Origin of the sequence: Pedobacter westerhofensis, from assembly GCF_900182595.1 — a bacterium.
GTDB classification, from domain to species: domain Bacteria; phylum Bacteroidota; class Bacteroidia; order Sphingobacteriales; family Sphingobacteriaceae; genus Pedobacter; species Pedobacter westerhofensis.
This window is the reverse complement of sequence record NZ_FXTN01000004.1, coordinates 38,648-60,897: the sequence shown is the minus strand read 5'-3', so window position 1 is coordinate 60,897 and position 22,250 is coordinate 38,648. Positions and strand designations below refer to the sequence as shown.

Genomic DNA, 22,250 nt, shown 5'->3' with positions numbered 1-22,250 from the left:
TTTTTAACTATAAAGCTTTGTTTGAAGAAATTTCTGCGTTTGGTATCGGGAAAATATATTCTGTCTGGCTTGGTGTAACCGAAGGCGAGGTACCTTTTGCGGGTATCGTCAGCAGGTTTCTCAGCAGATCATTGGAACGCAAACCTTCACCCAGAAACTCTATTCTTCTTTCTACAAGAATTGTATTGACCAGAGCCGTCTGCGTTGCAGTCGCTGCTGCCGGGAAGGTATAGCTGGCGTCAGAACGTTTGCGGACAGCGGTCAGTAATTCGGTTCCTTTTGCCAGGTTGCCCGTTTTCGCCGCAGCTTCTGCGTAGTTCAGGAGTACTTCAGAATATCTAAGGATAGGAATATAATCCAGGAACAGTGAATTCTGGTATTTGGTAAGAAATGCTCCATTTGTATTTGTTTTTACCAGTGTTTTTCTGGCATCAGTTGCCGGCCATGTAGCATTGCCATAAATCCCTGCCGGGTTTAAACTGTATTCCTGGTTGGTATTGTAGTTGTACCCCAGTGAATTCTGGCCCGATACAAAATCAAGGGCGGCCATTGGCAGCGAGAAGATCGACTCGTTGGATACATAATTCGCAGAAAAAATTGTTAGGATACTCGGCTGCATGGTATTGGCCACGCCTGTAGCAGCTACGTATGGCGCGGATGCAGGTACGATTTTTTGTGCTTCCGTGATTACGTTTGCGTTCATTCCCATGGTTAAATAAACCCGGGTTTTTAAGGCAATAGCCGTATTCCGGTGCGCTCTGGTGGTATTCAGTGCAGCGGTTGTGTAAGTTAAGGGCAGTCCGACCTCAGCATCGTTCAGGTCCTGCAGGATCTGCGTATATACCTGGGCAACAGTGCTTCGTGCGAGATCATTGTCTGTGGTAGACATCTGTCCTTTCAGACGCAGCGGAATACCGGGCGATGCACCTGCATCTTTCACATAAGGCTGCCCATATAAAGTGATCAGCGAGTAATAAGCAAGGGCCCTGACAAATTTTGCTTCGGCAACATATTGCACGGAAGTAGCCGCAGGTACCACGGTTGTATTTACCGCCAGTCCGTCAATCACAAGATTTGCTGAGTTGATCGCAGCATAGCCGGCGCTCCATGAAGAAAGTGCATCGGCAGAACCAGAGTTGATGGTATGGTTCCAGGCATCGTATCCTGTAAAGATATTCTGCAGACGGTTGAGGAATTCCTCGCCCCTGATATCGTTGAGCATCAGGTTACGCCCGCCAAGGAAATCGCCGCTTTTTAGTGCCTTGTACATTCCGTTTACCTGGGCCAGCACCCTTGTAGGCGTAGAGAATACCAGGTCTGCCGAAACCGATGTTTCGGGGATAGGATTTAATAATTCCGACTCCTTGCAGGCTGGAAGAACCGTACCGAGGCCAACTGTAAGACAGCTGAGTTTAAATATGTATGATTTGAAGTTGATCTTGTTCATGGCTTGTATATTTTAATATTAGACTAGAAACCTATGTTCATACCGAAAGTAAATGTCCTGCCCTGTGGTACAGAGTTCTTATCCACGCCCGGGGTAGTATTTGTGTTTCCGTTAACAGAGATATCGGGATCCTGACCTGAGTATTTGGTGATCAGGAAAGCATTGAATACCTGTGTATAGATTCTGAGTGAAGAAATACCTGATTTACCAAATATGGCAGGGTTAAACCTGTATCCGAACGAGGCAGTCTGCAAACGGATAAAATCAGCTTTCTCTACGTTGGCAGAGATCGGGAATGATGAACCGTTTGACAGCAAATCTCCCAGCACAACCCTTGGAATATCAGTTACCTGTCCGGGGGTAGTCCAGCGTGTTAACACTTCTGTGCTGTTGTTCCAGAAACGCTGATCGCGCCATGTTGCTTTTGTACCGTTCTGAATGTAATTACCACCAGAATAGGTAAAGTTTACGCCCAGGTCAAAACTTTTGTATTTGAATGTGTTGTTGAAACCACCATAGAATGTAGGCAATGCATTTCCAAGGATCTTGTAATCCTTAACGCTGATGGCCGGGGCGGCAGTACCATCAAGATATGTCCAGCGGCTTCCTCCTGTAGGGATCGACTGGCTGTACTGCACCTGCTGTCCTGCGGCATTGATAAAGATCCTTTGTCCGTTGGCAGGATTAACGCCATTGGTAACCGCTCCATATAAACTACCTACAGAGTAACCTACGCGTGTGATGTTGGTGGTTTCCGAAGAGGTAGCCGTTGCGCCTACGATTTCAGCACCGGTACCGAACAGGTCGGTAACCATGTTTTTGTTATGTGTATAGTTAAAGTTTGTATTCCAGGAGAAGTTTCCTTTCTGATAAACCAGTGCGGTAATACCAAACTCTAAACCACGGTTATACATTGCACCTACGTTCTGAAGGATTGCATTTCCGGGAATACCTTTTGAGGGCGACTGAGGTACGTTGAGGATCAGTCCGTCCACGTTGTTATTGTAATAGGTAACATCGATCGTTACACGGTCTTTGAAGAAACCGATGTCTGCACCAACGTTGGTCTGTTTGCTCGTTTCCCATCCCAGATCTGGGTTACCACCCTGATTAAAGGCAAAGGTTGGTACTGTTCCGTATAAACTTGAAGTATATAATGACAGGGAACCATAGTTATTGGCTAAGTTTCCGTTACCTACCCTGCCCCAGCTGGCACGCAGTTTTACGCTGTTCATGATTTCGGCCAAATGAGAATTCTTGTAGAAATCCTCGCCAGACAAGGCCCAGCCACCTGATACCCCGCCAAAGTTACCGTATTTCTTGCCCGTGCCCAGTGCTGAGTTACCGTCACGGCGATAGTTGATGGTAGCGAAGTATTTCTTGTCAAAATCATAACTTACCCTTCCAAAGATCGAGGCGAAGGCTTTCTCACTGCGGGAATTGTTGGTTGTTCCGGGCACGATGTTCTGGTAAGAACCTTCAAAGGTATCGTAAAATGAATCAGACAATCCTGTACGCTGCGCGCCCCACATCGTGTTTCTGAATTTCTGAACGTCATAACCTGCCAATAAACTGAAGTTATTTTTGTCGCCCATTTTAGCGGCATAATTGAGGGTATGTGTAAGGTTCCAGTTATCGATCAGTACACTGTTATTGGTTGCCTGGCCGCCATTGGCAAAACCCGGTCCGTGGATAGCGCTCTCAAACGATTTATTCTCGATCCTCAGGCGGTCTACACCATAACTTAACCTGTAAGTCAGCCCTTTTGCAAGGTTCACGTCTACAGCAAAGTTGCCGATGATCCTGTCATTTTCTGAAGTATAAGTATTGTAGGCAAGCAGTGCGGCAGGATTGTAGAAGTTACTGGATACCGTATTGGCGCCCATGCCCAGTGTATTGGTAGTGCTGAGGTTATAACTGCCATCTGCGTTCATCACCGGAACGTTAGGTGCCGACAGTGTGGCCAGTCGACCAATTGCCGTTAAACCAAAGGCGTTACCTTCAAGTGATCCTGTTTGCGGCGAAGCGTTTAAACTGTTGTTGTAGTTGATGTTGGCCGTCAGTTTGATAAAGCTGGTGAGCTTATGGTCAATATTAAAACGAGCAGATTTACGTGTAAACTCATTGGTTTTAATAATACCCTCCTGTTTACTGTAATTGGTAGAGAAATAGTATTTTGTTGTTTCTGAACCGCCAGAAACATTCAGACTGTGATTTTGTGAAACACCGGTCTGATAAACTTCGTCAAACCATTTGGTGTCTACCATCGAGCCATCTGCATTATAGGATGGGAAGAATGACGCAGATGGAACCGCAGCATTGTTTTGATTGTTGGACAGGATCTTGGAATTGAGCGTAGCTTCATTCTTGATCATCATAAACTGTTCTGCGTTGAGCAGTTCAGGTAAACGCACCGCATTGGTAATACCAGTCCAGCCTTCGTAATTCACTTTAGGCTTTCCGCTTTTACCGGATTTAGTGGTAATCAGGATTACTCCTGCAGCGGCCCTTGACCCGTAGATCGCGGTAGAGGCTGCATCTTTTAATACGTTAACCGATTCGATGTCGGCAGGGTTGATATCCCCCAGCGGGTTATTTGCTACCTGCGCATTTCCGGAGCTGTTGCCGGTATTGATTGGAATACCATCTACCACAATTAAGGGATATGAACTCAGGGAGATCGAGTTGATACCGCGTATCCTGATTACAGGGGCGTTATTTAGTACACCATTTGGCTGTCCTATACTTACCCCAGTTGCTTTACCTGCAAGTCCCTGGTCAAAACTTTGGACCGGCAGGTCTTTAAGGCTTTCGCCGGAAACTTTTGATGCCGAACCTGTAAATTCTGCTTTGGTTTGTGTACCATAACCCACCACTACAACATCATTTAACGTTTTAGCATCAGGCTGCAGGCTGATCTTTAAAGAGGTTTTATTACCAACAGGAACTTCCTTTGACGTGTAGCCTATATAGCCAAAGACAAGGGTGGCCTGATCATTTGGCACGGTGATTGTAAACTTACCATTGCTGTCTGTAACCGTGGCTGAGCTGCTGCCCTTTACTTTTACAGATACACCCGGAAGTGTTTCACCGTTTTCGTCTGTTACTACTCCTGAAATCCGTATTGCCGCCTTTAAACTGAAGGTTTTCAGCGCTGATTTTTTGGAAGAAGAATTTCTGGTGGCTCCCTCATTTGCAGAGGCATTAGTAACTAATAAACAAACGGTTAGAGATGTTAACGTACCAACTTTTGAGCACCTCAACGCATAATTTTTCACTCTATTATAAAGTAGAGATTTTTTCATAATTTTGTCGCTTAAGTGTTTAGTAATTTTTGTGTAATGCTACCATTCAGGTTCCGACGCCCGGTAGTTTACAACATTCGATGCTTTACATTTTAATCACCTTCCGGTCTGGATTTATCCGGACTGGAAGTAATTTTCATTCTCTTTCAGGGCATTTCTTCATTTTGGTTTTTGGTTTAGGTTGTTAAGGTTTGTTTTGACAGGTGTTGTCTGATATTCTGGTTATTGTGTTTTAGTACTGAATTCTTCCTTTAAATACATATACGTTAATGAAACGGGGGGATGATAAAACGTATAATTTGTTAAAAGCTTCTTTTTCAAGCATTAAATATTTAGATCTAAAAAAATACCGGTTCTGCTGCCTTAAACGCATCTTTTACAGCATACATTGCTAATGACAGATATTCTTTTACAGTATGTCTGGAGATATTCAGCTGCCGGGCCGCTTCTTCGTAGCTCTTGCCTTCGAGTTTACATAATGTAAATACTTTTTGTTTTTGAGGCGACAGTTCACGGATTGCTGAATGCAGAATCTGGTAATGTTCATCAAGTGAATCATCCTTATCATCATAGTTGGCATGGTACAGGGAGATGACTTTATCCTGGGCAGCGGAATGGCGGATTTTCTTTTTCACATGATTAACGGACTTGTTAAAGCTAATGACAAAGAGCCATCCGCTTACGGACTGTTCCTGACTGATATTTTGACGGCTCTCCCACAATGTAGCAAAGACGTCCTGCAAAATGTCCTGCGATTCTTCCTTATTTTTCACAAACTTATACACATTCATATAAATAAGCTGATGATATTTCCAGTAAAGGCTATCAAATCCTTCATTGAGCCCATCATGTAACAGAGAAACCAGTGCCTTATCGTCAACTTTCGCCATAACTTGTAAAAAACAATATCTATCCTGAACAATAATCCGAAATCAACAGCCGTTTATAGAATTATTGCTGTCAAAACCTAAATATATTGAATTTTTAATTATTTTTTGAATGTTATATTACATTTTGAACAATAATTATCAATTTATATTAAGAATAATTGATAATTAACCATAATTATTGTCTGATTCATTATAAATACTACAATTATACCGCAATAAACGGTGCATTATCTATGATATATAAAATAAATAAGAGCATTTATTGAAATATTTAAACAAATAGCACCAGTTTACCTAAAACATCTTATTCATTAGCTTGAAACATAAAAATTACATGAATATCTGATACTGTGTCATTACCCCCAATACCTTCGGACATTTTTCCATGCCATACGGGATTAATATTTCAAAACTTCAACAGATTGTTATTGTTAATACACGGAATACAAGAAGATGAAGACAACAATATCAGATAAAGGGGGTAGATTAATTCTACATATATTTTACCTCCTGGCTATAGCAGCGATACTTTTCTCCTGCAAATCAGGACAGGTTAATCTCTTTAAACCTGCTTCCCCACATGAACAGTACCAGCGTAAGCTTGTCACAGCAGGGCTCGACAAGACCAGTATGGGTTCTGCCTGGATTGTGTCCTCATTATCCGTGCTGCAGAAAGCCTTAACCATCACTATACCTTACCGGGAAAGTGGTTATTTCCCGGCAGACGCCGTATCTGCCGCCGCATACCGGTTCAGTGTGGCGCGCGGACAAAAAATCAGTATTGAGCTTTCCAAAAAACCGCTCGACCAGTTTATGATCTATACAGATGTATGGGAGCAGCCTGAAAACGGACAAGTGAAGCTGCTTGCATCAGGAGACACAATCAGCAGTACCCTGGTATTTGAAGCCAGAACGAGCGGCACAATTCTGATCCGGCTGCAGCCGGAGCTGCTGAGGGGCGGGCAGTATACGTTGGATATTACAGCAGGTCCCTCTTTGGGATTTCCGGTAAAATCTTCTAACAGCAGCCACATACAGAGTATTTTCGGCGACGGAAGGGATAAAAATTCCAGAAAGCATGAGGGAATAGATATCTTCGCTACCTTTCGCACACCCGCAATAGCTGCCGCAGCAGGCACAATTATCAGAGTGAATGAAAATAACCTTGGAGGAAAAGTGGTATGGCTGCGCCCTAAGGATAAAGATTACACCTTATATTATGCGCATCTGGATCAGCAGATTGCCACGGAAGGGCAATCTGTTGCCGAAGGGGATAAAATTGGCCTTATTGGCAACACCGGCAATGCCAGAACAACATTGCCACATCTCCATTTTGGGGTTTACACTTCTGATGGGGCAATAGATCCCATGGCCTTTGTGAACACTGCGGTTAAACCCGCTGTCAAAATCAGCGCTTCAGTCAACAACCTGAATGCGACTATGCGTACCACAGGAAAGGCTGGAATATTTAACTCCACAGTAAGCGGGTCGCGCAGCATGTTAACTTTAAAACCCGGGACTGTGATGACGGTCACTGCCGCTAATGCCGGCTGGTACAGGGTAAAATTGCCTGACGGTGAGCCCGGATTTATTCAAAGTAAGGAACTTTCGGGAATTGCGAAGCCTCTAAAAAGGATAAAAATAGGACCGGCACAGCAGGAATTGCTGGACCGTCCGGATAGTTTGTTATCCTGCCGTAAGCTTGCGCTTAAAGAAGGCAGCACTGTTGAAGTGCTCGGCAATTACGGGAATTATCAGTTGGTCAAAAATGAAAGCGATGCAACAGGATGGATCAGGCAGTAAACTGCCAGGTTAGCATCTCTGTTATGCCATGTTAGTATCATTTCTGGATTAAAACGCGGCGCAGCCCCTACAACCCCTGGGAATTGTTTTACTTTTGCAGCGAACAATTCGGCATGGAGCAGACAATACCTCTTCCTTTCTCCCTCAATAAAATCAAGGATTTAGCTTTAACTGCTGCAGTTCCAGCTGTAACTGGAGGTTTCGATATACGATTTGAAAACACGATCCATACTTATCACGTTCCGGTAAAGAGCGGCGAGTACGAGCTGGTGTTGTGCCTGCGTGGCAGCTATAAAAAAACAATCGGCCCTTTCGTGTTTGATGTGTACCCCCACTCTATCCATCTGATATCACCTGCCTATATCCATTCCAGCGCAGAGGCATCTGAGGACCTGTTAATTTACAGGCTGGTATTTCGCAAGGAATTCCTGACCAATGATTTTTTTAAGGAAAATACGGTTGACAACCTGCTGGAACTCAATCCCGACTATCCGCCGATCTATGGTATTACAGAGCAGCACTTTATTGCTATCCGGGCATTATATGAGAGGATCAGGCATGAGAGCCAGGTTGAGAACGCTTTTCAGCAATCCATGATCCGGCTGATGGTGATGGAGCTGCTGTATGAAATGAACCGTGCATGTGAAAAATGCCTGATGAATTCGACACGACACCTCAGCAGGCAATATCAGCTGGTCAACCAGTTTAAAAAACTCGTACAGGAAAAATTCTTAACCCTGAAAACGGTGCAGGAGTATGCCAGCCTGATGTTCGTTTCTGCGAAACATCTGACCGAAATCGTTAAAAATGAAACCGGGCAAAATGCCCTGCAGATTATTCATAATAGGATCTTTCTTGAAGCGCAGTATCTTTTATCTTCATCTTCATTGAGCGTGAAGGAAATTGCCGATCAGCTTAAGTTTGATAACAGCTCTCACTTTAGCCGCTTCTTTAAAAAATCTGCCGGCCTCAATCCCTCGCAATTCAAAAACGGCTTGTAGTTAAGCCCTTCAGATTAGCCTAATTGATCTTATTGACTAATGGTGTAACAGACAGCTTTGCGCTCGTACCTCTGGCCAGACAGGGACAGTCATCAACAATAATGAAGCAATATTGAAACAGCTTCATCCCACTCTGACATTCTTATGATGCAACAATCATAAAACCGGAAAAATTGGTCTTTCTAACCGATTTATTGGTATTGATATGCTTTCACCTCCCGCATACCTTTGACTTGTCAGTTCAAAACATTTAAGAAGATGAGGTCAGAAAATTTACAAAACATTAAAGGAAAATTATTACCGGTCTATTTCGGAATATTCAGGATAATCAATATCATTTACAGATAAACTTCAGTAATACTCAATATATAATCACACCATGAATGCTGCATAAGTCAGGCTGAAGAAAAGACACCGGCTCCTGCAGCTTCAAAAGAAAACAAACAATAAATTAATCATGAAAAATTCAATTAAACGCAGTGTATTAGCTCTTTCATTTTTAGCATTTTTCGCCATCAGTGCAAACGCACAGGAATCAGAACCAAAAACAGTAACATACGGATCAGGTATCCGGTTAAGTGTGGGCGCAGACGCAGGATTGCCGGTTGGCAATTTCTCCAATGCCTACAAATGGAGTATTGGCGGATCTGTGCAGGCAGATTTTCCAATCATACAGGATCAGTTTTACTACACCGTTAATGCGGGCTTTAACAATGTATTTGCAGACAACAGTAATACAGGGCCAGACCTGCAGTTGATCCCGGTAAAGGCAGGTTTGAAATACTTCCCTGTGAAAAACTTTTATGTACAGGGTGAAGCCGGTGCTACCTTTGTGACCAACAAATCTGATGCAGGATTCAGCAAATCCACTACATTTGCCTATGCTCCGCAGATCGGTTATTTATTTAATGTTGGCAACAGGAACAGCCTGGATGTAGGTTTCAAATATGAAAACACCAGTAAATTTTATGACGGCGGCAGCAGCAACGGATTGCTGGGATTGAGGGTAGCGTACTCCTTCGGACTATAAGTGTTAGCATACTGGCCGTATAGTGCCTGTGTGGGGACCGTATACGGGTCGTATACTGTTCGTGTACTGGTTTGTATTGGAACGGGGTTAGAACCGGGTTAGATCTTCTGTCAGGCGTTCGAACCCGGTTCCAGCCCCGTTCTGATGGGGATTCAGGGTCGTTTTAATACAAAGCAGTATACGACCAGTGGACGAACACTACCTATACAGAACAAGTACACATGTACAGCAATAGCAGGAATTTGCGCGAATTCCTGCTATTGCTGTACATGTGTACTTGTCAGTTTTTATGATGCGTTTCAGCATATGATATCCTCCGGGACAGATCCTGATGTTTATGCGACAATGGTAAACTCCGTTTCCCCCGTTTCTCCCTCCCCTATGTTAAACTGAAAACCATGCTTCACCAGCACATCTTTAATCAGCGTTAAACCTATTCCCTGCCCGTCTGCCTTAGTACTAAAAAATGGCGTAAATAAGCGCGCCGCAATCTCCGGATTGATCCCAATGCCATTATCACTAACCACAATCTTATGTGGCGAAATGCGTGTAATAAAAGTGACCTTTCCGCCCTGAACACAGGTTATTGCTTCGATTGAATTCTTTACGATATTGATCAGCACCTGCTCCATTAATAGCTGATCAGCAAAAATATGTAAGGGACCATCATACAGATCATAACCAAACTCAATTCCTTTTTGACTGGCAGTTTCAGCGAACAAGGCAGCGATACTGAGCATGAGGTTGTGAACATCTATCATTGCTTTATTCGGCTCCGGCAAACGCACTACATCCGCCAGGTTGCGCATAAATTTATTCAGATTATTGTTACGGTCCATCGCTACCGACAGCGCCGGACCAAGATTCCCTGGTAAAGCATCTTCCGCATAAACGGAATTTGCAGACTGCAGGATGGAATGTGCAGACTGCAGGATGGAATTCACCGGTCCGATTGTGTTGTTCACTTCGTGGGCCATCATTCTGATTGCCTTTCCGTAAGCCGTTTTTTCCGCTTCCAGCAGTTCTGCGGTTAGCTCCTGCACCAGGACAAAATGTCTGGGAAAGCCGAGATCAATAAATTCTGAGACCTGGATCTTGTAAGTTTTTGAGCCATGGAGCGTAGCCGTATCCCGGCGTTCTTTGAGCATGGTGTGCACTTCGTTAAAAAGTGGATGATCAATATCCCATAATAGCCAGCCTTCCGGACTGATCGTGCGGAGCATTGCTTTGGCTGAGGGATTTACCTGCTGGATGCGCTTGTCATGATCCAGGATGATTATGCCTACCGGGGAATTTAAAATGAGTTTCTCCAGAAAAAAATGTTGCTGCTGCTGTTTGGTGCGCTCTTTCCGCAATGCCTCTATCATTTGATTGTAGACCAAGATAAGCTGGTCCATCTCCAGCATACCAGTTTCTACCAGCTTCACCGTAAAATCCATGTCGCTAATGGCTTTTGCCCCTTGCACAAGCATCCTGAGCGGCCTGATCATCTGGTTGAACAGTTGCCAGGAGATGAGTACCGAACCAAAAATAACCAGTTCTGCCAGCAAAAACCAGATCTTATTTTCGCGGAAAATAAAATAGCTCATCACCAGCGCAGCGAGATGGATTGTAACTACAAAAAGCAGGTATTTAGTCTGAAGTTTCATCGTAGGGAATTTGGTATTTGTCGAGCCTCCGGTACAGGGCACTCCGGGTTAATCCTAAAGCTACAGCTGCTTTGCTGATCCTGTTATGGTGAAACTGCAGTGCCCTCCTGATCATCAGGATCTCGGTTTCTTCCAGCGTAAGTGTTCCAACCTCAGGCAACTGGGTGTCTGTTTGCCTGGAGACTGAAGCTTCGAGCTGGGAATTGAAATCCTGTACGCCAAGCTGCTGATTTTTGCTAACAAGAACGGTTCTTTCTACAATGTTTTTGAGCTGCCTGATATTTCCGGGGAGCGGAAGCTGCTGCAGCCATTTCATCGCCTCCTGGCTGACACTAAGCAAAGGGCGGTTATAGAGCGCTTTTAAATTGCCCGTCATAAAGTTGACAAGCAGGGGTATATCTCCTTTTCGGTCGCGCAGGGGCGGCAGTTTCAAAGTGATCAGGTTGATGCGGTACAGCAGATCTTCCCTGAAAGTACCTTTGGCCACCATATCTGCAAGATTTTTATTGGTAGCACAGATCACCCTGATATCTGCCGTTTTGCTGCGGCTGCTGCCGAGCACCTCAAATGTCCTGTCCTGCAGCACCCGCAGCAACTTTACCTGGCTGCCCGCATCGAGGTCGCCAATCTCGTCCAGAAATATCGTGCCTTTGCTGGCCAGTTCAAAGCGCCCCATGCGGTCAGTCCGGGCATCCGTAAAGGCACCCCTGACATGGCCAAACATCTCGCTCTCAAATAAGGAGGCAGAGATACCGCCAAGGTTTACCTTTACAAAGGGGCGGTTCCGGCGCAGGCTGTTGTGGTGGATGGCCTCTGCGATCAGCTCCTTGCCTGTACCGCTTTCACCAGTGATCAGCACCGGGGCATCAGTTTCTGCTACCCTCCCGGCAATCTCCAGCAGTTCCAGCATCTGCTTGTCCTCAGCAATGATGGACCTGAAATCATATAGTTTATCCAATTGTTTTCTGCTGGGCTGAGCGACTTTTGGCTGCTGCAAACCGAGGAGGGTTTTAACTGATTGTAAAAAATGTGTATTGTCCCAGGGTTTATTGATAAAGTCGCTCGCACCGAGTTTCATCCCCTCTACCGCCAGCTCAATGGTTGCCCATCCTGTAATCAGGATCACTGGCAGTGCAGGATCTTTTTTCCTGATCTGCGTTAACAGCTGCATCCCCTCTCTGCCGCTGGTTTCCAGGGAGAAGTTCAGGTCGAGGATCACCAGTGAGATCTTTCCCCCTGCAAGGGACACCATTGCCTCAGCAGAACTGCCTACAGCGGTTGACGCATAATTCTTTTGCCCGAGCAACAGCAGCAGGGAAGCACGTACGGCTAAATCGTCATCAATAATCAGGATCATCTATTTAAGTCTTTGCTATAAAAATATCGTTAATCTTCATGTAATGCAACTGCCGGATGAATTGCTGCTGCCTGTTTTCCGGGATATAGCGCACAAACGATCACCAGCAGGTAAATAAAAAGAACAGAAAGCAACAGCGCGATCATATAAACTCCCGCCGGAAGATCATAAACATGCAGCAAAGGAAACTGTACCGCGAAAAAAGACCCGATGATCAGCGAAAATGTAGCCAGCACCAGGGCCTCGCCGAGCAACTGACCGGATACACCAGCCGCGGTGGCGCCAAGTGCCCTTCTCAGACCGATTTCAGACCTGCGTTTGCTGATATTATACCAGAGCACACCGAACAGGCCCAGGGCTACATTGAAGATCAGGAAGCCTGAAATGATCAGCAGAATGACCATAGGCACTATAATTTCCTTGTTTTTCTTTGTCCGCATTTCGGAGAGATGGGCCACCTGAAGATTATGGGCCCTGGTGGTACCGGCAATTAAACGGTACATCTGATCTTCAAACCGTGCATCAGCATTTGCCGAAACTTTGATCAGCATCGTATTGATGCCCCTGATGGAACTGGTGTCAATTAATGTGTAAATACCGGGAGAGGTTGTTTTAAAGTCGCTCTTGTCTTTGAGGTTGTCGGCCACACCGATTACCCGCAGCGTTTGATGTTCCATTTTTACCAGCTTTCCAACAGCATTTGCAGAACCGGTTAGTGCCATGGCAGCAGCTGCATTTAAAACTACAGGTAGATAAACCGGGTTCCTGTCCGTCTCGTTAAACCACCTACCCGACTGCATTTTCATCTGCAGCACTTTTGCAAAATCTTTATCCACCCGGTACATATCGCTTTGTATGTTTACATGACCGTATTCTACGCCTGATCCCATCATGCTGCTGGAAAAAGGAACATTATTTGAGCTCAAACTTACATCCCTGACTTTCGGCATGCCTTTCAGTGCATTTTTGAGGTTCGCAAAAACCAGCATTACAGAGTCTTTATTTTCACCCTGTACAGGGCTCCCCAAATCTGCCATCCAGACATCATCGTATTTAAAACCCGCCGGCTCTCTGTAATTCAGGTAATTATAGGTGATGGAGCTGAAGACAGCAAATATCACCAGGAAGGAGATCAGGATTTCGGAAATCAGCAGGAAGTTTTCCTTTTTTTTGTTCCAGATTAATTTAAACAGGTGCTTGATCATAAACTCTTTATTTAATTATTGGCCTTCAGTGCTGTAACCACATTAATTTTAGACATCCGCCATGCGGGATAAACCCCGGATAACAAGCCAAAAACAAGACAGGCAAGCAAACTATAAAATAATACAACGGGATTGATTTTCAGTTCCATGTTTGGGGAAAGATCACTGGCATTGAGCACATGTAGCACAACAAGGGAGAATATCAGCCCGAGTAAACCACCAAAGAGCGTGAGAATCAGGTTTTCTACAATGAACTGATAGGTAAGCGTTCTGGCCGAGGCTCCAAAGGCTTTTCTTACACCGATTTCGGAGGATCTTTCCATGATCCGGCTGAGATTAATATTGACCAGGTTGATGGTAGGGAGCAGCATAAAAAGCAGCAGGAAACTACCAAAAATCAGGAAGGCCTTCCCTGTGGATTTGTCTTTGCCCTGACCCAGCAAGCCCCGCGTAAGCACCTCCAGATATTCATCGGGATAACAATAAATCAGGTCATAACTTTCATCAGACCGGGGCAGTTTGCTGATCATCCCGGCAAATTCCTTTTTCAACGCCGGCAGGTCGCGGCTGGAACTGACCTGAATGGTTGCACAGAACCTTCCCTGCAGTGATTGATCCTTTAGGTTATCCTGCACAAGGGTATAAGGCAAATAAAGATCGGCATAGCAGAAGTTATTCAGAAAAGGTACCGGTTTTACCACCCCCACTACCCTGTATTGTGTATTGTTGGCTTCAATGTACTTTCCCAGGGCCTGCGCTTCCTCACCAAAATATTTAGCCCTCGTAGCGGCAGAAATGACCACCACCTTGTCACGGTTCTCCAGTTGCCCGCCGGTAAAAGGCTTACCCTCAAGAAACTGAAACTGGTAAACATCCCAGAAAACCTGATTGGTATATTTAAGCTCTACCACGATCTTCCTGTTGTCCTTATAACCGTTGCTCATCTCCCCGTTGGTATACACGGCAATCTTTGAAGGTGTTTTGAGCGCAGCAACATAGTGGTCAAAAAAATAGAAACTCAGCGGGCTCATCGACATCCCGTTTTTTTTAGAGGCTTCCAGCCTGATGCGGTTTACAAACAGCTCGCGGTCTCTGTTGGGGTCCGGATAAGAGGGACTAAACAGGTGATCGACGAAAGCTGTAAGCACAATGAGGATCGTGAGCGTAAAACTGATGCCGAAGAGGCTGATGAAAGTAAAGAACTTTCGCCTCTTTAATACAGCAATGGCAATTTTAAAGTAATTCTTAAGCATATCTGCAGGATTTTATTGTACTTGTGAACCATCAAATAAACGGACCAGCCGGTGGGTACGCTCCGCCATGTTCGCATCATGGGTAACCATCACGATCGTAGTGCCATCAGTTTTATTGAGATCCAGCAGAATGTTCATGATTTCATCGCCCATGGCACTGTCAAGGTTCCCGGTAGGCTCATCCGCGAGGATGATCTGCGGGCGCCCCACAATGGCCCTGGCGATCGCCACACGCTGCCGCTGGCCTCCGGATAACTGGGTAGGGAAATGTTTGATACGGTTGCCCAGCCCTACTTTTACCAGGGCCTCGGTGGCTAATTCCCGGCGTTCTTTAGCAGTCGACTTTCTATAGAGTAGCGGAAGCTCTACATTATCCAGTACCTGTAAATCATTGATCAGGTGGTAGCTCTGAAAAATGAAACCGATCCTACTGTTTCGGAACCGGGCCATTTTAGTATCTGCCATGTTCTGCGTAACCTGCTGATCGATCAGTATATCCCCTTTGGAGGGGACGTCCAGCAAGCCCATCAGATTTAGCAGGGTGCTTTTACCGCAGCCGGAAGGGCCCATGATCGACAGGAATTCACCTTTCTGCACATGAAGGCTGATATTATTCAGTGCCTGTGTTTCTATGGTATCTGTACGATAAACTTTTTCAATGTTGTTCAATTGTATCATAGTTTAGGTTTTACATTTTATTATAAATGATTTTCTGATCAGTTTCAAAGTCGTACAGTGACAGGTACCTCAGTTCATAGTAGGCTCCCCAGAAGTCACGCAGGGAATTGATATGGTCACGTTTGGCCTGGTCATTTTCCTGGAAAGCAATGCTCAGGTCAGTGATGCTCAAATTACCTAAAACATAGCGTTCTTTGGCGATCTGGTATTTTTCTGCGGCAATCTGTTCTGCCTTTGCAGTCAGCAGCAGCTGTCCCTTCATCATGTCGAGCAAATTTACTTCTGTAATGATCTTCTGGATAAAATTTTGTTTATCCTGTTCTACCGAATACTGGGTAAACTGCTGGTTGGCCATTGCAGTTTTCCTCCTGGCCTTTTGCCTTCCCCAGTCGAGGATCGGGATGGCAAGTGTAAGCTCCAGGACTTGCTGGTCTTTGGGCGACTGGTATACCTGCCCTAACCGCGTTCCGCTTTTAGAGAAGCCCAGCCTGGAATTCAGGCTGGCATTCAATCCGTTATCACCTTTGGCTTTGGCAACATCGCGTTTTGCTTCTTCCAGCCTCCGTCCAAAAGCAATAGCATCAGAGCGGTTTTGAAAGGCTTCTGCCAGGGCTTTTTCTGTTTCTATTTTCATCCCGATTGTGGCCTGCGGCATCAGCAGCCGGATCTGATCACTGCTTTGCAAACCTGTATAAGCTTTGAGGTTATAGGTAGCCAGTTCCATATCGCGGTGGGCAACGCCTGCTGCTTTCTGCACTTTAAGTTCCTCCAGCTGCAGTTGCAGGATCTCATTTTTTGTGACTTTGCCCATCCCGAACTTCAGGTTGGCGATCTTCATGATGCTTTGCGTATTCTTTAGATTGGTGGCGGCAATCTGCAGATCTACCTGCGCGAGCAGCAGGTCAAAAAAATATCCGCTGGCAGCCATTGCAATTTCTTCCATCGACTCGATATAGGCCTGCTGGCTTTCGTTATACTTCAGCGGTTCAATCCTGCGGTCCCATTTGAGTGCATTAAACTGAAAAAGCGGCTGAATGTAGCCAAGGCCGTAAGGGGCACCATTGTATATGGTGACATTCCGGTCAAAGTCGTCAAACCGCTGCAGGGAAGTAGAACCTGAAATGGTACCTCCGGTTTGAAAAATCTGCTGGCTAAAGGCAAGCTCCAGTGAAGAATTATTGTTATGAACCGGCTGAAAGTCTATGGTTCCGTTGGGCTGCAGCACCTGTATAAAAGACTTGGTGTACCCAGGCAGCGTTCCGGTTAGTGATAGCTGAGGCTGGTAATTTGACTTGTATGTCATGTATTCCCAGTAATGCGTTTCCCTCAGGGTGGAAGCCTGCCTGGAGGCAATAGATTTATCTTTGGCCATTGCTACCACCTGCCTTAAACTTAAACTGAGCGTATCCTGTGCCTGCAGCGCAAAGCGGTTAAACATTAGCGCTGGGAAAATAAGGTATATAAGCATACTGATTTTCATATCGCTCAGGGTTGAATATGAATGTTACGCGTATTCCTATACTCGCTCATATCGGATGTGATCACAGTATCTCCGGCTTTTACCTGATCTTTAAGCTCCACAAAATCAAAATTGCTCAGACCGGTTTTCACCAGCCTTCTTTCGGCAATACCATCCTTCAGCACAAAGATGTACTCGCTCTCTAAGCCTTTAAACGTCTGGCCATTGCTGATGCGGAGCACATTACTGCGCTTGGCTGTAATCAGGAAAACGTCTGTTTTTAAATTCGGGCGGAATAACTTGCTGTTCTTCTGATCCGGAAGGATATCAAATGAAACCGTTCCGTTTTGTATAGCAGGATATATATTGGTCACTTTGCCCCTTACCTGCATTTCATTGATCCTGATAATGGCGGTCATCCCGTTTTTGAGCTGATCAATAAAATTGTCGGCAATCGTGCCTTTAACCTTAAAGCTGGAGAGATCGGCAATGCGGGCAATCACTTCTCCCGGCTGGATCGTAGCGCCGATATTTTTGTTTACCCAGGTGACCACACCACTTCTGCCCGCCTGGATATCTGCCTGACGGAGCTTGCGCGACAATTCATTGAGCTCGCTTTGCTGGATGCTGGCCGCCAGCTCTACTTCTCTGATCTGCAGGCGCATGGTTTGCTGCTTACTCAAAATCTCATTCTCCAGCTGTTTTTTTTCAAGCTGGGCAACTTTCAGGTCAAGCTCTGCCTGTTCGATATCTTCACGTGTACCGCCACCGGCACTATGCAGTCTTTTTGCATTCTCTACAGCGGCCTTCAGGCTGTTGATACGCAACTGCTTGATGTCGTTATTGGATTTGATATCGTAAAAACTTTTGTCAAGTTCCAGGCGCATCTTCCTGATGTCGTTCTGTTTGGAGTCGAGCTGGAATTTTAGCTTTTGATACTCAGTAGCCGCCGCCGATTTATCCAGCGTAAGGATAGACTGCCCTGCTTTAATGGTTTTGCCTGCGTCCATGACTACCTTTTGGATAGAAGCCGCAATAGGGCTGCTGATGACCTCCTCAAATTCAGGAACTACTTCGCCGGAGGCATTGATTGTATTTTCGATATCACCTCTCTGCACAAGGGCTGTGGTGATCTCCGAGCGCTTTAGCGTGGCACTGAACAGCTTCCGCAAAACCAGGGCTGTTGCGGCCAGCAACACGAGCCCTGCAAGAATATATGCCAGTACTTTCTTCTTCCTGGCACTTAGAACCTGCTGCTCAATGTTTGTATCCATAATTAGTTTTTAGCATCTCACATTCCAAAGGATGTGCCACATGTAAAAAACTAACTATCAGATGTTTATAAAATTCACCTGCAGCAGTTACGTCCGATACCGGACAAGCTGTTGCAGAATAGGACAGCTGGAGGGCATGCCTGGGTACCGGTGTTGAAGCAGGGGCTATACTATACCCTGTTTGATTGCTTTTGCAACGGCTTCTGTGAGCGAGGCAACATGGAGTTTCTCATAGATCTTTTTAATGTGGCTGCGTACTGTCTCGTAGCTGATAAAGAGTTCTGCGGCAACCATTTTATAGCTCAAACCATTTACAATACAAAGCAATACTTCCTTTTCTCTCGGGGTAAGCTTGTATTCATTCACCGATGTTTTATTGATCCTTTCAGGAATCTGCAGTTTGTTGATCACTTTACGCGCGATACTCGGGCTCATAGGAGAGCCGCCAAAATGCAGTTCTTTAATAGCATCAATCAACTTATTTTTAAGGTCGTCTTTTAACACATAGCCCGATGCTCCCGCGCATATGGCATCAAAAACCCTGTCATCATCTTCAAAAACGGTTTGCATCAGGATCTGAATGGTTGGCAGCTCCTGTTTCAGGATCTGTACAGCTTCAATGCCACTCATACCAGGCATTTGAATATCCATCAGCACAATATCAGGTTCACACTTCAGACAGTCGTTCACACAGTTGAGCACATTGCCAAAAGAGCCAACTACTTCCATATCCGGATTGGTACTGATCAGTAAAGTTATACTTTGTCTTATATTTTTATTATCGTCAAAAATTGCTATACGTAAACTCATGTCATTTAATATTAAGTGGATGGATCAAGTTATCAGGGGATTTTATAACGCACTTCGATCAGGGTCCCCATCCCATTTTTCGTGCTGAATATCTTTAGTTGTGCTGCGATTTCATTTGCACGCATTTTCATGTTCCTCAAACCATTGCCTGAAAGCGAGGTTTCGTCATTTTCACTGCGTTCACTCTGGTCAAATCCGGTTCCGTCATCATAAATACTTAAGATCAGGTTCCCGTCTTTGAGATATAATTTCACTGCAATCGCTTTGCAGCCGGAATATTTGAGCGAGTTATTGATTGCTTCTTTAAAGATGAGATAGATATTCTTTCTCACATTCATCTCCAGTTTCAGGAAAGGCACTTTAGGGTCGCAGTGCAGATCAAAGGTAATATCTTTTGCTTTGCAAACAGGTCTTGCATAGGAATCCATCCTGCTGTAGATACTGCTCATATGGTCATTTTTGGGATTGATTGCCCAAACGATATCCCCCATTTCGCTGATCATCTCACTAGCAGTCTCACCGATAGTATCCAGTACTTTATTCAATTGATAACTGTTTTGCTGCTGCTGGTAGATTTTAGCAACCTGGCTATATACAGAAATACTGCTGAGTGTAGAGCCAATGTTATCGTGAAGATCTACTGCGATACGGTTTCTTACTTCCTGCCTGTTCAGTATTTCTGTGATCCTGTACCGGTACAGGATGATCGCCAGGCCAATGACAGAAAGGGCCACCAAGGTATAAAACCACGATGATGCCCAGAACGGCGCAGGAATAGTGATCCTGATAGAAGTCACATTATTTCCAAAGTCGCCCTGCCAGTTGCCGGCTTTCACTTTAAAAATATAGTCGCCAGCCGGAAGATTTGCATACACCGCATAATTCCGTTTACCAGATTTGATCCATTTTTTATCCATTCCTTCCAGCATGTAGGCATACTGGATATTATCCCCGTTGTATTCGGGCGCTGAGAATTCTACGGAGAAATACTTCTGATCGTACTGCAGTTCTATCTCCTTACCTGACAGCAATTCATTATATGAAGTATCAAAGATTTTAAAATCTGTGAAATAGACATTCGGTGAGTGATTGATTGGCCCAATACTGGAGGGGTTAAACACCACGTAATAATTTGTACCGCCAATGTACAGCTGACCATCAGCATCCTTGTAAATATAACCGCTCAGGCCACTGTCACGCTGCGGCCCCGGGGGTTCATAACAACTATATTCGGATTTAAAGGGATCGTATTTATGCATGTGCCCGTTGCAAACCATCCATATGTTACCGTCGCGGTCTGTCTGTATTCCTTCAGACAAATTACTCGATTCGCTGATATGAACAACCCGGTGGGTTAAAGAATTGTAGTATTTTAATCCTCCGCCATAGGTGCTTACCCAGAGGTTGTCTTTGGTACCTTCCTGTACATCGAAGACATCATCCTCATTAAGAGAAAGTGCGGTATCCCTGTTTTCGCGCTGGTACCTGATTTTACCGGATGAGTTCGGGTCCCAGTCGCCCAGGCCGTATTTAGCCGTAGCTACCCAGATGTTCCCACCATTGCCCTTATACAGTTTACGGACAAGATTATCTTTCAGATTGAACTTTTTGATGATCTTTTTCACCGGGTCCAGCTTTGAAACCCAGCGTTTGTCAACAAAATCATAATAGGTGATATACAGCCCGTATGGTGAAACGAGCAGCACAGGGTGCGAACCGATGGTATCTCTTACGATGGAAACGATTCTGGAATCTGTGATCCGGCTCATCAAGGGATCCTGTTCTGTGTTGGGCAAGAGGGACAATCGATTTTTTGCCCTGTCATAGATAAAGAGGGAATAGTCTGTTCCGAGATAAAATGTGCCATCGTTATCATAAAAAAACTTTGTCACTGCCAGTGTTGTACCCTTGTAGCTCAGCTTCCTGTGTTCAAACTTACCGCTGCGAAGATCCCTGATAAACAAGCCGTCACTGGTACCGATCCATAACTTATCTGCCGTATCGCGATAAAAATCATACACGACCTCATCACTCTTCTGCTCCGGCAGGTAAACTTTATTAAAGGGCTGGAAAAGGGGATTAAACTCACTGATTCCGTTGTTGGTGGCTACCCATACAATGCCTGAACCATCAACACAGATATAGTTGACCTGGTTATTCGTCAGAGATCCCTCTTTCAGGGGATCATACCGGTAACTGGAAAATGTTTTTGTTCTTTTATCATACACCTCCAAACCGGAATCATTAGAACAGCCCATCCAGATGTGGTCATCGTTATCCATTGCAAATGCCGTGATTTCCGTTCCGGGAAGGCGTTTTTGTACGATCGATGCATACTGGCCAAAAAAGTTCTCCTGCGGGGCAACTTCAAAGCTGAGCGTCAGGGTATTGATTTTCAGCAATCCGCCACCAACCTTGGCTACCACCAGTATACCATTCCTGTTCAGGTGCATAGCTGATATTCCCCGGGTGCCAACGGCAATCGGTGTCTCAAAGCGCTCTGTCTTTTTGTTAAAACGCACAATATAACTGCGGCCGGTAGCCAGCCAGAGATGGCCTCTTCCATCATCCTGAATATTCAGGATCCTGTTTTCCGGCACACTGTACTTATTCCGTTCATCATGCCTGAACTGTTTAAACTGGCTGGCCGCCGGCTGTCTGTAGTCATAACGGCTGATCCCGCCTTCGGCAGTGGAAATCCATAGAAATTGATTTTCATCCTCTGTGATACAGGTAATGATATTTCCGGATAGTGAAGATTTGTTTGATACATCGTTACTGTACTTTGTGAAGTATTTACCGTCATATCTATTCAGGCCATCTTCAGTACCAAACCACATAAAGCCACGGCTGTCCTGGAAGATGACATTCACCTTATGGTGAGATAATCCATTATCAGTATTGATAGAATTAAAATAACGGGCCGCCTGTTGCGCAACACTATTAAATGAGCAGAGAAATAGCAAAGAAAATACAAGAAGTATGCGATGCACTTTAAATTTACCCAAGTAATTCATCACCGCAAATTTCCACATATTAATCGGGTATTCCATCCAGGAATATTAATTGAAAGTAAAATTCGCAAACTT

The 22,250-nt window shown here is 44.9% G+C and carries 15 protein-coding genes; 3 read left to right on the top strand and 12 right to left on the bottom strand.

The features are described from left to right. Nucleotides 1-7 precede the first annotated feature (7 nt). The 3 genes from FN831_RS08290 to FN831_RS08280 all read right to left on the bottom strand — a co-directional run bounded on the left by FN831_RS08290 (nt 8) and on the right by FN831_RS08280 (nt 5,642). Entirely contained in the window at nt 8-1,447 is a 1,440-nt protein-coding gene (locus FN831_RS08290; RefSeq protein ID WP_142527759.1) for a RagB/SusD family nutrient uptake outer membrane protein, read from the bottom strand. Nucleotides 1,448-1,470: 23 nt separating this feature from the next. Further along, nucleotides 1,471-4,752, bottom strand: a complete 3,282-nt coding sequence (locus FN831_RS08285; protein ID WP_185960423.1) for a SusC/RagA family TonB-linked outer membrane protein — start codon at nt 4,750-4,752, stop codon at nt 1,471-1,473. A 338-nt stretch (nt 4,753-5,090) separates the two neighbouring features. Beyond that, nucleotides 5,091-5,642, bottom strand: coding sequence for an RNA polymerase sigma factor (locus FN831_RS08280; protein ID WP_142527758.1), 552 nt, complete (start codon nt 5,640-5,642; stop codon nt 5,091-5,093). A gap of 453 nt (nt 5,643-6,095) precedes the next feature. On the opposite strand from FN831_RS08280, the gene FN831_RS08275 reads away from it, so the two are divergent. The 3 genes from FN831_RS08275 (at nt 6,096) to FN831_RS08265 (ending at nt 9,476) form a co-directional block, all read left to right on the top strand. Next, entirely contained in the window at nt 6,096-7,445 is a 1,350-nt protein-coding gene (locus tag FN831_RS08275) for a peptidoglycan DD-metalloendopeptidase family protein (RefSeq protein WP_142527757.1), read from the top strand. 113 nt (nt 7,446-7,558) lie between these two features. Next, nucleotides 7,559-8,446, top strand: coding sequence for a helix-turn-helix domain-containing protein (locus FN831_RS08270; protein ID WP_142527756.1), 888 nt, complete (start codon nt 7,559-7,561; stop codon nt 8,444-8,446). A 457-nt stretch (nt 8,447-8,903) separates the two neighbouring features. Further along, the gene (locus FN831_RS08265) at nt 8,904-9,476 is read left to right on the top strand and encodes an outer membrane beta-barrel protein (RefSeq protein WP_142527755.1); all 573 of its coding nucleotides are present in this window, start codon (nt 8,904-8,906) and stop codon (nt 9,474-9,476) included. A gap of 335 nt (nt 9,477-9,811) precedes the next feature. Here the strand turns inward: FN831_RS08265 and FN831_RS08260 are convergent, their stop codons facing one another. The 9 genes from FN831_RS08260 to FN831_RS08220 all read right to left on the bottom strand — a co-directional run bounded on the left by FN831_RS08260 (nt 9,812) and on the right by FN831_RS08220 (nt 22,214). After that, nucleotides 9,812-11,125 (bottom strand): sensor histidine kinase, encoded by a 1,314-nt coding sequence (locus FN831_RS08260; RefSeq protein WP_142527754.1) that lies wholly within the window; start codon nt 11,123-11,125, stop codon nt 9,812-9,814. Further along, complete coding sequence (locus FN831_RS08255; RefSeq protein ID WP_142527753.1) at nt 11,109-12,482, bottom strand: sigma-54-dependent transcriptional regulator; 1,374 nt, start codon at nt 12,480-12,482, stop codon at nt 11,109-11,111. Before FN831_RS08255 ends, FN831_RS08260 begins: the two co-directional genes overlap by 17 nt. Before the next feature lie 29 nt (nt 12,483-12,511). Then, nucleotides 12,512-13,687, bottom strand: a complete 1,176-nt coding sequence (locus FN831_RS08250; protein ID WP_142527752.1) for an ABC transporter permease — start codon at nt 13,685-13,687, stop codon at nt 12,512-12,514. Between the two features lie 11 nt (nt 13,688-13,698). Next, nucleotides 13,699-14,940 carry an ABC transporter permease gene (locus tag FN831_RS08245; RefSeq protein ID WP_142527751.1) on the bottom strand — a complete coding sequence of 414 codons (1,242 nt, stop codon included), beginning with the start codon at nt 14,938-14,940 and terminating at the stop codon, nt 13,699-13,701. Nucleotides 14,941-14,952: 12 nt separating this feature from the next. Beyond that, a complete protein-coding gene (locus tag FN831_RS08240; RefSeq protein WP_142527750.1) occupies nt 14,953-15,618 on the bottom strand; it encodes an ABC transporter ATP-binding protein in 666 nt (221 codons plus the stop codon). A 10-nt stretch (nt 15,619-15,628) separates the two neighbouring features. Next, the gene (locus FN831_RS08235; protein WP_246101430.1) at nt 15,629-17,056 is read right to left on the bottom strand and encodes a TolC family protein; all 1,428 of its coding nucleotides are present in this window, start codon (nt 17,054-17,056) and stop codon (nt 15,629-15,631) included. Between the two features lie 47 nt (nt 17,057-17,103). Further along, nucleotides 17,104-18,351 carry an efflux RND transporter periplasmic adaptor subunit gene (locus tag FN831_RS08230; RefSeq protein WP_142527748.1) on the bottom strand — a complete coding sequence of 416 codons (1,248 nt, stop codon included), beginning with the start codon at nt 18,349-18,351 and terminating at the stop codon, nt 17,104-17,106. Nucleotides 18,352-18,516: 165 nt separating this feature from the next. Then, nucleotides 18,517-19,161, bottom strand: a complete 645-nt coding sequence (locus FN831_RS08225) for a response regulator (RefSeq protein WP_142527747.1) — start codon at nt 19,159-19,161, stop codon at nt 18,517-18,519. A gap of 32 nt (nt 19,162-19,193) precedes the next feature. After that, on the bottom strand, nt 19,194-22,214 hold the full coding sequence (locus FN831_RS08220) for a sensor histidine kinase (protein WP_221931311.1): 3,021 nt from the start codon (nt 22,212-22,214) through the stop codon (nt 19,194-19,196). Nucleotides 22,215-22,250 lie beyond the last annotated feature (36 nt).